This window comes from Acidovorax sp. FG60, from assembly GCF_057808995.1.
The window spans coordinates 36,391-50,148 of sequence record NZ_JBMDJC010000010.1 but is presented as its reverse complement, the minus strand read 5'-3'; the positions used below and the strand labels follow the sequence as shown (position 1 = coordinate 50,148).

The following is a 13,758-nucleotide window of genomic DNA, read 5'->3' as shown; positions in this document are numbered from 1 at the left end:
CATTCTTGACTCGATGACTATTGTTTTTAGATCGCAGCGATCAGTTCCGGCACAGCCGAGAACAGGTCAGCTTCCAGGCCGTAGTCGGCCACGCTGAAGATCGGGGCCTCGGGGTCCTTGTTGATCGCCACGATCACCTTCGAATCCTTCATGCCCGCCAGGTGCTGGATGGCGCCCGAGATGCCGCAGGCCACGTACAGCTGCGGCGCCACGATCTTGCCGGTCTGGCCGACCTGCAGGTCGTTCGGGGCGTAGCCGGCGTCCACCGCCGCACGCGAAGCACCGATGGCCGCGCCCAGCTTGTCGGCCAGCGGGGTCATCACTTCGTTGAACTTCTCGCTGCTGCCCAGCGCACGGCCACCGGAGACGATGATCTTGGCGGCGGTGAGTTCAGGGCGGTCGTTCTTGGCGATTTCGCTGCCCAGGTAGGCGCTCTTGCCGTTGCCTGACGTCGCGGCCACGGACTCCACCGCCGCCGAGCCGCCCTGGCCCGCGGCATCAAAGCCGGTGGTGCGCACGGTGATGACCTTGGTGGCGTCCGCGCTTTGCACGGTGGCAATGGCGTTGCCGGCGTAGATCGGGCGCTCGAAGGTGTTGGCGCTGATGACCTTGCTGATTTCGCTGACTTGGGCCACGTCGAGCTTGGCAGCGACGCGGGGCGCCACGTTCTTGCCGCTGGCGGTGGCGGGGAACAGGATGTGGCTGTAGTTGCCTGCGATGGCCAGCACCTGGGCGGCGACGTTTTCGGCCAGGCCGTGGGCGAAGCCGTCGGCGTCGGCATGGATGACTTTGCTGACGCCCTGAATGTCCGCAGCGATCTTGGCTACTGAATGAGCTTGGTGTCCTGCTACAAGGACATGTACCTCCCCATTTCCGAAGAAACTAATCTCTGCTGCAGCTTTGATTGTGTTGAGTGTGGGACTCTTTAAAGAGGTGTTGTCGTGTTCGGCAACTACAAGTATTGTCATCATTGATTGCTGGCTTAAGTTGTTGGGGCTTGATCACATGCCGGCGTAGGTAGGCCCGCCGCCACCTTCTGGGGTGACCCAGACGATGTTCTGCGTCGGGTCCTTGATGTCGCAGGTCTTGCAGTGCACGCAGTTCTGCGCGTTGATCACCAACTGGTCCTGCCCGTCCTTCTCGACGAACTCGTACACCCCGGCCGGGCAGTAGCGGCTCTCGGGCCCGGCGTACTTCGCCAGGTTGACCTTCACCGGCACGCTCGCGTCCTTGAGCGTCAGGTGCGCCGGCTGGTTCTCCTCGTGGTTGGTGTTGGACATGAACACGCTGGAGAGCCGGTCGAAGGTGATCACACCATCGGGCTTGGGGTAGCTGATCTTGGGGCACTCGGCCGCCGGCTTGAGCTTGGTGTGGTCCTTGACTGTGTTGTGCAGCGTCCAGGGCGGGGTGGCGACACCGACCTTGGGCAGGAACCAGTGCTCGACACCAGTCATGAGCTTGCCCATCAGCGGGCTCTTCTTGAACCAGTTCTTGAGGTTGCGGTAGGTCCAGAGTTCCTCGTGCAGCCAGCTGGCCTTGAAGCCGGTCTCGAACGCGGTGAGTTCGTCGGCCTGGCGGCCCGCGGCCACGGCCTCGAACGCGGCCTCGGCGCACAGCATGCCGCTCTTGATGGCCGCGTGGCTGCCCTTGATGCGCGCGGCGTTGAGGAAGCCGGCGTCGCAGCCGACCAGGGCACCCCCCGGGAACACCGTCTTGGGCAGGGCCTGGGGTGTGCCGTTGTTCAGCGCGCGCGCGCCGTAGCCCAGGCGCTTGCCGCCTTCGATGTGGGCCTTGATGGCCGGGTGCGTCTTCCAGCGCTGCATCTCCTCGAACGGGCTCATCCAGGGGTTCTGGTAGTCCAGACCGATCACATAACCGAGCGTGACCTTGTTGCCTTCGAGGTGGTAGAGGAAGCCGCCACCGAAGGCGTCGTCGTTCAGCGGCCAGCCAGCGGTGTGCACCACCAGCCCCGGCTTGGCCTTCTCGGCCGGGATCTCCCAGAGTTCCTTGATGCCGATGGCAAAGGTCTGCGCGTCCTTGCCTTCGTCGAGCTTGTATTTGGCGATCAGCTGCTTGCCCAGGTGGCCGCGCGCGCCTTCGGCGAACACGGTGTACTTGGCGTGCAGTTCCATGCCGATCTGGAAGTTCTCGGTCGGCTCGCCGTCCTTGCCGATGCCGAGGTTGCCGGTGGCCACGCCCTTGACGGCACCTTTGTCGTCGTAGAGCACCTCGGCGGCGGGGAAGCCGGGGAAGATCTCCACGCCCAGGGCCTCGGCCTGCTCGCCCAGCCACTTGGTGACCGCGCCCAGGCTGATGACGTAGCAGCCGTGGTTGTCGAAGTTGCGCGGCATGAGGAAATCGGGCGTGCGCTGCGCACCGGTTTCCGAGAGCATGAGCAGGTCGTCGCCGGTGACGGGCTGGTTCAGCGGCGCGCCCAGTTCCTTCCAGTTGGGGAACAGTTCGGTGATGGCCTTGGGGTCCATCACGGCGCCGCTGAGGATGTGGGCGCCGGGCTCCGAACCCTTCTCCAGCACGCAGACGTTGATCTCGCTGCCCTTCTCGGCGGCCAGTTGCTTGAGGCGGATGGCGGTGGACAGGCCCGCCGGGCCGCCACCGACGACCACCACGTCGTATTCCATCGCTTCGCGCGGGCCATAGCGGTTCAAGATGTCTTGGGGGCTCATGCTTTGGTCTGGTTGAAGATTCAAATGACCTTCGCTTCGTTCTTCAGCTTGTCCACTAGGGCAGCCACGTCTGGAACCATGATCCCCGAGCCACGCTTGGCGGGCTCGGCGACATTCAAGGTCTTCAGGCGCGGGGCCACATCGACGCCCAGATCGGCTGGCGTGATCGTTTCCAACGGCTTCTTCTTGGCCTTCATGATGTTGGGCAGCGTCACGTAACGCGGCTCGTTTAGGCGCAGGTCGGTGGTAACGACCGCCGGCAGACTCACTTCCAGCGTCTCCAGGCCGCCGTCGATTTCGCGGGTGACCTTGGCCTTGTCACCAGCCACTTCGACCTTGCTGGCGAAGGTGGCTTGGGGCAGGTTGGCCAACGCAGCCAGCATTTGGCCGGTCTGGTTGCAGTCGTCGTCGATGGCCTGCTTGCCAAGGATCACGAGGCCGGGCTGTTCCTTGTCGATAAGAGCCTTGAGTAGCTTAGCCACAGCCAGCGGCTGCAGTTCTTCATTGGACTCGACCAGGATGCTGCGGTCGGCACCGATGGCCATGGCGGTGCGCAGCGTCTCTTGGCATTGGGACACGCCGCACGAGACGGTGACGATCTCCGTTGCCGCGCCTTTCTCCTTGAGCCGAACGGCCTCTTCGACGGCAATCTCGTCGAAGGGATTCATGCTCATCTTGACACTGGCGATGTCCACGCCGCTGCCATCGCTCTTGACGCGGACCTTGACGTTGTAGTCAACCACCCGCTTGACGGGAACCAGGATTTTCATCGGAGATCCTCCTTTCAGGATCATTCAGAGTTGATCATCCGCCAGGGCCAGCGTGCTGGCGGCGCCGCCCGTGACGATGTCGCGCAACATCGGCACCTGCACCAGGACATGCGCCGCGTAGTGGCTGGCCGTGGCACGCTTAGCGCCGAGAAAGCTCGCATCGCCCGATCTCGCCGCGAGTTGCGCAGTGGCGGCTTCGGCCATGCGCGCCGACAGCCAGCCGCCGATCACCGTGCCCGCCAGTCGCAAGAAGGGCACGGCGCCCGCCGCGCACTGCGCGGGTTGGTCGTCGTGGGCCAGCAGCCAGTCGGCCGCTTCCTCCAGCGCATGTGCCGAAGCCGCTAACACGCTTCCGATCCGCGCCAACGCGGCATCCGGCATCTCGGCCAACCGCCGCGCGTCGCGGTCAATGCGGCCAAGCAGCGCCTTCAGCGTGCGCCCGCCCTCGCGCGCCAGCTTCCGGCCAATCAGGTCGTTGGCCTGGATGCCCGTCGTGCCTTCGTAGATGGTCGTGATGCGCGCGTCGCGCAAGTGCTGGGAGGCGCCGGTTTCCTCGACGTAGCCCATGCCGCCATGCACCTGCACACCATCGGACGTGATGCCCTGTGCGCTGTCGGTGCACCAGCCCTTGACCACCGGGATCAGCAGGCCGACCAGGGCCAGTGCTTGTTCGCGCTCTTGCGCGTCGGCGTGGCCTGCGGCTCGGTCCATCTGGCCGGCGCAGAAATAGGCCAGTGCGCGCATAGCCTCGGTGCGGGCCTTCATGTCCATAAGCATACGCCGCACGTCTGGGTGGCCGGCAATGGTGGTACTGCCGTTGAGCAGTGGCTTGCCTTGCACCCGCTCCAGCGCGTAGGCGCGTGCGCGCTGGTATGCGCGCTCGGCGATGCCCACGCCTTCGAGGCCAACGTTCAGCCGCGCATGGTTCATCATTGTAAACATGCAGGCCAGCCCCTGGTTCGGCTCGCCGACCAGGTAGCCGATCGCGCCCCCGCGGTCGCCAAAGCTCATCGACGCCGTGGGGCTGCCGTGGATGCCCATCTTGTGCTCGATGGAGGTGCAGGCTAGGTCGTTGTGTTCGCCCAAGGAGCCGTCGTCGTTGACTAGGTACTTCGGGCACAGGAACAGCGAAATGCCTTTAACGCCTGGCGGTGCATCGGGCAGGCGCGCCAGCACGAGGTGGACGATGTTCTCTGTCATATCGTGCTCGCCCCAAGTGATGAAGATCTTGTTTCCGCTGACGCGGTAATGATCGCCTTCGGGCACGGCGCGGCTGCGCAGCGCGGCCAAGTCGGAGCCTGCCTGGGGTTCGGTGAGGTTCATGGTGCCGGTCCAGCGGCCCGCGACCATGGGCTCCAGGAAGCGGCGCTTGAGTGCGTCGCTGCCATGGTGCGCAATGGCTTCCACCGCGCCCAGCGTGAGCATCTGGCACAGGCTGAACGCGAGGTTGGACGACTTCCACATCTCCAGCACGGCTGTGGACACCAGCGTGGGCAGGCCCTGGCCGCCCCATTTGGTGGCAGCGGGCATGCCGTTCCAGCCGTTCTCGCAGAAGCTGGCCCAGGCTTCGCGAAAGCCATCGACTGACGTGACCTGGCCGTCATCCCAGCGCGCGCCCTGCACGTCGCCGGTGCGGTTCAGCGGGTCGAGCACGCCGGTGGCGTAGTGGGCAGCCTCCTGCAGGATGGCCTCGACCAGGTCGAGCGTGGTTTCTTCATGGCCGGGCTGGGCACAGATCGCATCCAGGCCACCGACTTCCCTTATCGTGAACAGCATGTCGCGCAAGGGCGCGGCGTAGGTAGACATTGATTACTCCTCTTTGTGGGTTCAACCCGTCAGCCCCATAAGGCATACATCCATGCTTGACCCTACCCACTAGGACAAGGCCCGGTCGATCAACCGCTTCAGGGAGGCTGAATTCATCAGGCGGCTTTCGACGCAAGTACTTGGTATGACAAGATTTCTAGAAGCCGCTGAAGCGTGCGAAGTTGTCGACCGGCTCACGCTCTGTGCGCACGCGGTTCACCACGGCCGCGGGGTCGGCATAGCCCAGTGCCATGCCGCACAGCACCATTTGCCTGTCTGGGATTTGCAGGGCTTCAGCCAGAAGGCGCGGGTAAAGGCTCCAAGCCATCTGCGAACATGTATCCAGGCCTCGTGCGCGGGCCGCCAACATGATGTTCTGCAAGAACATCCCGTAGTCCACCCAACTGCTCTGGACCATGCGCCGGTCCAAGGTGAAGATCAAACCGACCGGCGCATCGAAGAAGGTAAAGTTGCGTGCATGTTGAGCGCGCATGGCATCCGTATCTCCCTTGGAGATACCGACCGCAGCGTAGAGAGCAAAACCGCATCGGCGCCGCCTGGTCAGGTAGGGCTCGAAGAACTCGGCCGGGTAAATGTCGTATTCGGACTGGTGCTCTCCCTCTTCATGGTGAAAGGCGTGCAGTACACGGTCGCACAAGCGCTTCCTCGCATCGCCCGCCACAGCAATAACCTGCCACGGCTGGGTGTTGGTGCCACTGGGCGCGCTGGCTGCCACCGACAGAATCTGGGCTACCGCTTCTTGCGGCACTGGGGTCGGCAGAAAGGCGCGCACGGAACGACGTTCGCGGATCACCGCATCGATCAGCTTGTCGCGCAAAGGCGCTGCGCAGACAGACATTCACGCACTCCTAGTTGCTGAGCTATTTGGGTAAGCACACCGACATGCCGTTGCCGAAGAAGCATTCGTGCGAATGCATCGATTCCGCACGTCCATGGGGCGTCTCCTAGGTGTACTAAAAAACGGTATTTTGGGCACTCGGCCCGTACGCGTCTTGCCCGCCAGTGCATGGCGAGTTGACTTTGTATGCACAAGGAATAACCTGGCTGACAGCGGTCGGACGTTCGCATGAAAGGGTGGCGAATGGCCATGCGATGCGTCATGAGTAGCGCTTTGCTAGCTGCATCCCGAGTCGAACTTGTTCGGTGTAGGCTTGGGGTAATTCCATCGCCAAACCATGCCATGACTTTGGTAGTGCATGGCTTGTGCTAAGTGCAAGATGATCGGGGGCGTAGCGACGTTCCATCGGTTTGCGGGCCGCATTCTTGGTGTAATTTCGGATTCAGCGCAAGCTTTCGTTGCTACCTTTAACTATGTTGAAACCCGTCGTCACGGTTCCTGTTTTCGCCGTGCGTGGCTTGCTCGAAGGCGCGCGCAGCAAAGGACTGGCCACCGAGTCCTGGCTGGATGGCGTTCTGGCGCAGGCCCGCATCGCCGAGTCGCTGCTGCATCTGGAGCAGTCGCGTGTGACTATGGAGCAATACATCGCACTCTTCTGTGCTGTGAAGGACAGCTTGGACGACGAATGCCTAGGCTATCTACACGGTCGGCCGTTGCGCTGCGGCAGCTTTGCGCTGATGGCTCGCTCTACGCTCGGGGCCAAGACGCTGGCAGCCGCCTTGCAGCGCTTGAGCGCTTCCTTCACCCTGCTGCAGGACGACCTGTCGCTTGTGCCCGTCTCGGATGGCTTGCTCAAGGGTGCTGCGCTAGACGTGCGCTGCGCTGCGGGCGAACATTCCGACTTCCTGCAAGGGCTGCTGTTGCGCGTCTTCTGGCGTCTGCTGGTATGGCTGCACGGCGGTCGGATGGTGCCCAAAGGGTTCGATTTCGCCTTCGAGACACCGCCGTATGCTGCAGACTATGCCCAAATCTTCTCAGGCACGTTGCGGTTCGGGCAGGCGCGGTCGGCGATCTGGTTCGAGGCATCCGCATTCGCGCAGCCGATGCGCCGTGACACCGCCGCGCTCCAGACCTTTTTGCACACCGCACCGAGCAACCTGATCGGCCCGCGCCTGATTGAGCGGACGGCTAGCGCGCGGGTGCGCGCTCTATTGCAGCAAGCGTACCCGGAGTGGCCCGATCTGACCATCGCCGCGCAGCGCTTGCACATGTCGGTCAGCGCACTGCAAAGGCATCTGGCCGCGGAGGGTAAGTCCTTTCAGCTGCTGAAGGACGAGTTACGGCGCGACATGGCGATCATTCGGTTGACCAGCACCGATGCCGCGCTGAGCGCCATCGCCGCCGAGTTGGGGTTCGCGGACAGCACTGCCTTCCAGCGGGCCTTCAAGTCATGGACCGGCAGCACGCCAGGTGTCTATCGTTCCCACACCCAAAAGACGTAGCGCTGCTTCGACGCGGTAGCACTCAAAGCGACGAGCACAGATGCCCGCCATACACTGGTGCGCAGGCGCCGGTCATCCACGACCCGGCCTCGGTCGCGAACAGTAGGAACAGACCGTTGAGCTCCTCCGGCTTACCAAGGCGGCGCATTGGGATGCGCTTGATAAGCACCTTGCCATGGTCGGTATCCCGCATGGCATCGGTCATCTCGGTGTCGATTTAGCCCGGCTCGATGGCATTGACGCGAATGCCTTGGCGCGCCCATTCGAGTGCCAAGCTCTTGGTCATGTGCACGACTGCAGCTTTGGACGTGGCATACAGCATGGCGCCCAGTATCACGCGCTCGCTCAGGATCGATGCCATGTTGATGACTGAGCCTCCCCGCACCGCATCCACCCAGCGCTGTGAGGCACGCGCGGCCACCAGCCACACGCTGCGCACGTTGTTCTCCATCCGCGAGTCGAAGTCGGACGCAGACAGCGTGAGCGACAAGGCGTCCTTGAAAGCCCCAGCGTTGTTAACCACCACGTCGAGGATGGTGCCCGAGGCGTCAATCTCGGCAAAGGCGTCGTCGATGGACTGCTCGGAAGCCACATCCATTTCCAGCACCGTGACCTGAGGCGAGCCGAGCTTTTCGAGCTTGGGCGAGCTTGTCGAGCCGCGCCTTGTGCCGCGCCCCAACCACCACCTTGGCCTTGCAACCAGCAGCCAGCCGGGCGAAGTTCTCGCCCATGCCCGACGAGGCCCCCGTCGCCAGCACCCGCTTCCCTGCCAGCATTGCATCCAGATCCATCATCGTCTCCTTGAATCTTCAGTTCGCCGTCGATGCAGGGAGGTTAGCGCAGGGCCGCTCGGCTGCGGGGCCGCCTCGCGCGCCCCTCATCCGTCGAAAGAGGCGCCTTGTCAGTTGATCGAGACCATCCGTCATTGCCGCGCCAAGCACCGCTGCCTAGGATTGCCTGTATGCCTTAGGCACCCTGAGCGCCGTACGAATGCACGCCACGGTGTCGATGCTTCGGTCCCGATGGACTGCAGCGTCCGGGGGCAGATTCAGGAGACGAAAAATGCTGCAACAGTCACCCATGGACTGGTCCATTGACCGTGCGCCCATTGAGGGCAGGATAGATGCGACGGAAGCGATCCTCAAGGACTCCTTCCAGCGCTGGAGTCTTTCCACCCCGGCGAAGGCAGCTGCATTCCGGACGAAGTTGCGGCGGCACGAATTCGCCGGGGCCTCCTTGGTATGCATCGTCACCGGTCCTTGCGTCGCCCAGTCTCCGCCTGGGCATTCGCCATTAGACAATGAGTTCTGCCTGGGGCTGCAGCTGAACCTGAGCGGTCGAGTGCAGCTGAAGCATTGGGACACGCCAATCTGCAAGGGCGACATGTTCCTCTGGCGTACAGATCAGCAGCAAGACTATGAGGTGCTGGAACGAACCCACAGCGTGTCGTTGATGATTCCCTGGCAGCTCATGCGCGAGCATCTACCGGGCCGCAAGCAACCGCCCGCAACCTGCCGCATTGACAGCCACACAGGTGTGGGCTCACTGCTGAGCCGATACCTGATGGGGTTAGCCAAGGAGATCGGCGCCGTGCCGCCCTCCGCCCACGTCGCCCTATGCCGCATGGTGATCGGGCTTCTGGACCTTGCGTTGCCAGAGCCGGAGAGCACCACTCGATTCACGACCATGGCCGCTTTGCGCGAACGAGCACTGGCCTACATCGCCCAGCATTTTCAAGAGGATGACCTAAGTCCGGCACGCATCGCCGAGGCGCAGGGCATTTCACTGCGTTACCTTCATGCGCTTTTTGCGCAGGGCGATACCACGGTGGTCGGCCACATCCTGGAAAGCCGATTGCAAGCGTGCTGGCGGTCACTCGTCGACCCGGCCTGCCGGCATCTGCAGGTCTCGGCGATCGCCTTTCACTGGGGCTTCAACTCAACCAGCCACTTCTGTCGCGCGTTCAAACAACGCTTTGGGGTGTCGCCCAGCGATGCACGCGAAATGACTGCTCACGGCTCCGCCATTGCCATGGTCGAGTCGGCCGGGTTTTCCCTTGCACACGCAAAGTCAACTTGCCATGCACTGGTGGGCAAGACGCGCACGGGCTAAGTACCGACCATATGCCCTAGACAGCCTGAGAACGCAGAGATTCGACGCTTCGCTGCCCCCTTGTGGATGTGCGGGCATGACCCGGGGCCACATTGCTGGCCAAGTTTTCAAACCTTCACCGTACCAACTTTCTGAGGAGCGCTTCCATGCTGCCGCAACTGCACCGCCAACCCTGGATGGACAGCGACATCGAGACCTTTCGCGACCAGGTTCGCCGCTACATCGCCGCCGAAATGGCGCCGAAGTTGCCTGGCTGGCGCGAGCAGGGCTACATCCCGCGCGAAACCTGGCGGCCCTTCGGCGAAATGGGCTTTCTGCTGCCCGAAATGCCAGAGGCTTACGGCGGCGCCAGTGCCAGCATCGCCTACCAACTGGTGGTGCAGGACGAGCTGACCAAGGCCGAAATGCCCAACAACGTCACGGTGCACAGCATCGCCTCGCATTACATCATGGACTTCGGCACCGAGGCACAGAAGCAGCGCTGGCTGCCCAAGCTGAACAACGGCGAGATGCTGGCCGGCATCGCGATGACCGAGCCAAGCTGTGGAACGGATCTCAAGGCCATCGCCACCCGCGCGCGTCGCGATGGCGACCACTACGTGATCGACGGCGCCAAGACCTTCATCACCAATGGCTTCACCTGCAACCTGCTGATCGTGGTTGCGCGCACCGGCGAAGCGGGGAGCCGGGGCTTGTCGCTGATCGTGGTGGAGACCGAAAACCTACCCGGGTTTCGCGTGGGCCGCCTACTCGAAAAGATCGGCATGCCGGCGTCGGACACGGCCGAACTCTTCTTCGACGAGGTGCGTGTGCCGGTTGACCAGTTGCTGGGGGGCGTCGAAGGCCATGGATTCAAGCAGTTGATGAGCCAGCTGCCCTACGAGCGGATGTCCATCGCGGTGCCAGCGGCGGCCGTCATCGACCGAGCCCTGGAGCTGACCATCGAATACACAAAGGAGCGCAAGATCTTCGGCGCGCCGTTGTTCGACATGCAGACCACGCGCCACAAGCTGGCCGATCTGGCCACCATCGCCCACGTGGTGCGCACCTTCGTCAACGACTGCACGCAGCGGCTGCTGGACGGAACGCTCGACGACGAGGCTGCGTACATGGCTAAGTGGTGGTGCACAGAACAGCAGTGCCGTGTGACCGACGAATGCTTGCAGTTGTTCGGCGGCTATGGCTTCATGGCCGAGTACCCGATCGCGCGCATGTACGCCGCCTCGCGCGTGCAGAAGATCTACGGCGGCGCGAACGAGGTCATGAAGGAACTGATCGCGAGGAAGCTGTGAACGCGCCGCACACGCTGCGGACGCCGCTAAACGGCATCCGCGTGGTGGAGTTCGAGGGCCTCGGGCCGGGCCCGCTGGCCGCCATGATGCTGGCCGACATGGGCGCCGAGGTGATCGTGTTGACACGGGCCGAGCAGGCTGCTGGAGCGCAGCTGCTGGGCGGAGCGGCGAAGAATCCGCTACACCGCGGCAAGACAGTCGAGGTCATAGACCTGAAGTCGGCCGACGGCAAGGTGCGCGCCCTGGCGCTGATCGCCCAGGCCGACGCCCTGATCGAGGGCTATCGCCCAGGTGTGATGGAGCGGCTGGGCCTCGGTCCCGCCGAATGCGCTGCGCGCAACCCCCGGTTGGTCTACGGCCGGATGACGGGCTGGGGCCAGGACGGCCCGCTCGCCCAGGCCGCTGGCCATGACCTGAACTATGTCGCGTTGACGGGCTTGCTGTCGCTGTCTGCGCGGAGGGGGCAGGCGCCTATCGTGCCGCCCTCGGTACTCGGGGACGCAACGGGGGCGCTGGGCCTTGCCTTTGGCGTCGCCTGTGCGTTGGTCGATTCGCGCGCCACCGGTCAAGGCAGGGTCGTGGACGCGGCAATAGTCGACATCGTGGCCATGCTGGGCACGCTGGTGCACTGGATTCGCGCCAATGGGCAGATCGATGGCGCGCAGCCGAGTCCGTTTCACGATTCGCCATTCTATGACGTGTATGCCTGCGCCGACGGCGGCTTCATCAGCCTCGCGGCGGTAGAGCCCGCATTCCACGCACTGCTGCTGTCAAAGCTGGGCCTGACGGACGTCAACCCTGCCGAGCAGTACGAAACTGCGAAGTGGCCAGCGCTGAAGGAGCGCATCGTGGCCCTTATCCGCAGCAGGCCCCGGGCGCACTGGTGCGAATTGCTCGAAGGCAGCGACGCCTGCTTTGCGCCTGTGCTCAGCTTGGCCGAGTCAGTTCGGCATCCGCACAACGCGGCAAGGGGCATCTACCAATCCACCCCCTCCGGCGCCATCGAAGCGGCTCCGGCCCCACGGTTCCAGGCTCTCAACGCAACCACTCAGGAGACAAAGAAATGACCGCTACCACCCAGCTCGTTCGCGGATGTCCGTCCACCACGGGTAACGAGCGCCAGCTCAACACTACGACGCTGATCCGGCACGCCGCGCGCACCCACGGGGACCAGGAGATCGTCTACCGCACACCCGATGGTGGCTGGGATCGCTACACCTATGCCGAGTGCTACGCGCGCGTCTGCCGCAGCGCCAATGCACTGCGCGCACTAGGCGTCGAGCCGGGCGACCGGGTCGGCATCCTAGACTGGAATAGTCGGCGCCACTTCGAGCTGTACTGGTCCATCCCTGGCCTGGGCGCGGTCATGCTGCAGATGAACCTGCGCCTAGGCGCTGAGGACTTGGGCTATGTGGTTGGCCACAGCAAGGTGTCTTACGTCTGCGTGGACGAGTCCTTGCTGCCGATCGCCGAATCCGTTGCGGCGAACTCCCCCCAGATCAAGGGCTGGATCGTCATGACCGACAAGCCGCTGGACCAGATCAAGACCACGCTGAAGCCGCTGCTGCACTATGAAGACCTGCTGGCCGCTGCCGACACGAAGATCGACTGGCCCGAGATTGACGAAACCTCGGCTTACAGCGCCTGCTATACCACCGGCACCACAGGCAAGCCCAAGGGCGTGTACTACTCGCACCGCGGCATCTACTTGCACTCCACGGCCATGGCCACTAATTTGGGCATGACGCTGGACGACTGCGTCATGCTCATCACGCCCATGTTCCACGGGCAGTGCTGGGGCCTGCCACAGGCCGCCACGCTGCTGGCCGACAAGATCGTGCTGCCTGGCCGCTACGCTGCCGAAGACACCAAGCCGCTGGTTGACGCCATGATCGCCGAGGGTGTGACCATCACCAATGGCGCGCCGGCCATCTTCCAACCGATGCTGCAGTACATCGAGACGATGCCGGTCAAGCCGGACTTTGGCCGCATGCGCATGCTGTCTGGTGCCTCCGAGCCACCGCTGTCGATGATGATCGGTTTCTACGACCTCACGGGCGCTGAGGTGGTGCACGCCTACGGCGCCACCGAAGCCACTACGCTGGTGACCGTCAACCGTCTCAAGCCCACGCTGAGCAACCGCTTGACCCAGGAGGAGCGGTGGAATCTCAAGCGCAAGCAGGGCCTGGTCCTGACTGGCGTGGACATCCGCATCCTAAATGCAAACGACCAGGACCTGCCGCACGACGGCCAGTCGGCCGGAGAGATTTGCCTGCGCGGCCCCTGGATCACGACCAGCTACCACGACATGCCCGATTCTGGTGATCGCTTCTTGGTGGGCGGGTGGTGGCGCTCGGGCGATGTCGGCACGGTGGACGAGAACGGCTACCTCAAGGTCACTGACCGCATCAAGGACGTGATCAAGAGCGGCGGCGAATGGATTTCTTCCATCGACATGGAAAACCTGCTCATGGGCCATTCCGCCGTGCGTGATGCCGCGGTGGTCGGCATTCCTCATGCGAAGTGGCAGGAAAGGCCGCTGGCCCTGGTGGTGCTGAAGCCCGGCCAGCAGGCAACCCAGGAACAACTGCAGGAACACCTAACCAGCGCCTTCGCAAAGTGGCAGTTGCCCGATCAGGTCCTGTTTGTCGAAGCCATCCCCAAGACCAGCGTCGGCAAGCTCGACAAGAAGCGCATACGCGCCGAGCATGCGGGCCGCTACGCAGAGTGAGC

10 protein-coding genes and 1 pseudogene are annotated in these 13,758 nt (G+C 63.4%); 5 read left to right on the top strand and 6 right to left on the bottom strand.

What is annotated here, in order from left to right:
- Positions 1–26: 26 nt before the first annotated feature.
- The 5 genes from ACODS0_RS16125 to ACODS0_RS16105 all read right to left on the bottom strand — a co-directional run bounded on the left by ACODS0_RS16125 (position 27) and on the right by ACODS0_RS16105 (position 6,119).
- Positions 27–968, bottom strand: a complete 942-nt coding sequence (locus tag ACODS0_RS16125) for an electron transfer flavoprotein subunit alpha/FixB family protein (RefSeq protein WP_488835980.1) — start codon at positions 966–968, stop codon at positions 27–29.
- 33 nt (positions 969–1,001) lie between these two features.
- On the bottom strand, positions 1,002–2,684 hold the full coding sequence (locus tag ACODS0_RS16120) for an electron transfer flavoprotein-ubiquinone oxidoreductase (RefSeq protein ID WP_488835979.1): 1,683 nt from the start codon (positions 2,682–2,684) through the stop codon (positions 1,002–1,004).
- A 20-nt stretch (positions 2,685–2,704) separates the two neighbouring features.
- Positions 2,705–3,454: an electron transfer flavoprotein subunit beta/FixA family protein gene (locus ACODS0_RS16115; RefSeq protein WP_488835978.1), complete on the bottom strand. Its 750-nt coding sequence runs from the start codon at positions 3,452–3,454 to the stop codon at positions 2,705–2,707.
- Between the two features lie 24 nt (positions 3,455–3,478).
- Positions 3,479–5,260 carry an acyl-CoA dehydrogenase gene (locus ACODS0_RS16110; RefSeq protein WP_488835977.1) on the bottom strand — a complete coding sequence of 594 codons (1,782 nt, stop codon included), beginning with the start codon at positions 5,258–5,260 and terminating at the stop codon, positions 3,479–3,481.
- Between the two features lie 157 nt (positions 5,261–5,417).
- On the bottom strand, positions 5,418–6,119 hold the full coding sequence (locus tag ACODS0_RS16105) for a nitroreductase (RefSeq protein WP_488835976.1): 702 nt from the start codon (positions 6,117–6,119) through the stop codon (positions 5,418–5,420).
- A gap of 473 nt (positions 6,120–6,592) precedes the next feature.
- Between ACODS0_RS16105 and ACODS0_RS16100 the strand changes: the two genes are divergently transcribed.
- On the top strand, positions 6,593–7,621 hold the full coding sequence (locus ACODS0_RS16100; protein ID WP_488835975.1) for an AraC family transcriptional regulator: 1,029 nt from the start codon (positions 6,593–6,595) through the stop codon (positions 7,619–7,621).
- Between the two features lie 22 nt (positions 7,622–7,643).
- On the opposite strand, the pseudogene ACODS0_RS16095 reads toward ACODS0_RS16100, so the two are convergent.
- A pseudogene (locus tag ACODS0_RS16095) lies at positions 7,644–8,219 on the bottom strand (SDR family NAD(P)-dependent oxidoreductase).
- 464 nt (positions 8,220–8,683) lie between these two features.
- Between ACODS0_RS16095 and ACODS0_RS16090 the strand changes: the two are divergent.
- The 4 genes from ACODS0_RS16090 (at position 8,684) to ACODS0_RS16075 (ending at position 13,756) form a co-directional block, all read left to right on the top strand.
- A complete protein-coding gene (locus tag ACODS0_RS16090) occupies positions 8,684–9,733 on the top strand; it encodes a helix-turn-helix domain-containing protein (protein ID WP_488835974.1) in 1,050 nt (349 codons plus the stop codon).
- A gap of 146 nt (positions 9,734–9,879) precedes the next feature.
- Positions 9,880–11,025 carry an acyl-CoA dehydrogenase family protein gene (locus ACODS0_RS16085; RefSeq protein WP_488835973.1) on the top strand — a complete coding sequence of 382 codons (1,146 nt, stop codon included), beginning with the start codon at positions 9,880–9,882 and terminating at the stop codon, positions 11,023–11,025.
- Positions 11,022–12,092, top strand: a complete 1,071-nt coding sequence (locus tag ACODS0_RS16080; RefSeq protein WP_488835972.1) for a CaiB/BaiF CoA transferase family protein — start codon at positions 11,022–11,024, stop codon at positions 12,090–12,092. The genes ACODS0_RS16085 and ACODS0_RS16080 overlap by 4 nt, the downstream gene beginning before the upstream one ends.
- Positions 12,089–13,756, top strand: coding sequence for a long-chain-fatty-acid--CoA ligase (locus ACODS0_RS16075; protein WP_488835971.1), 1,668 nt, complete (start codon positions 12,089–12,091; stop codon positions 13,754–13,756). Before ACODS0_RS16080 ends, ACODS0_RS16075 begins: the two co-directional genes overlap by 4 nt.
- The last annotated feature ends 2 nt before the right edge of the window (positions 13,757–13,758 follow it).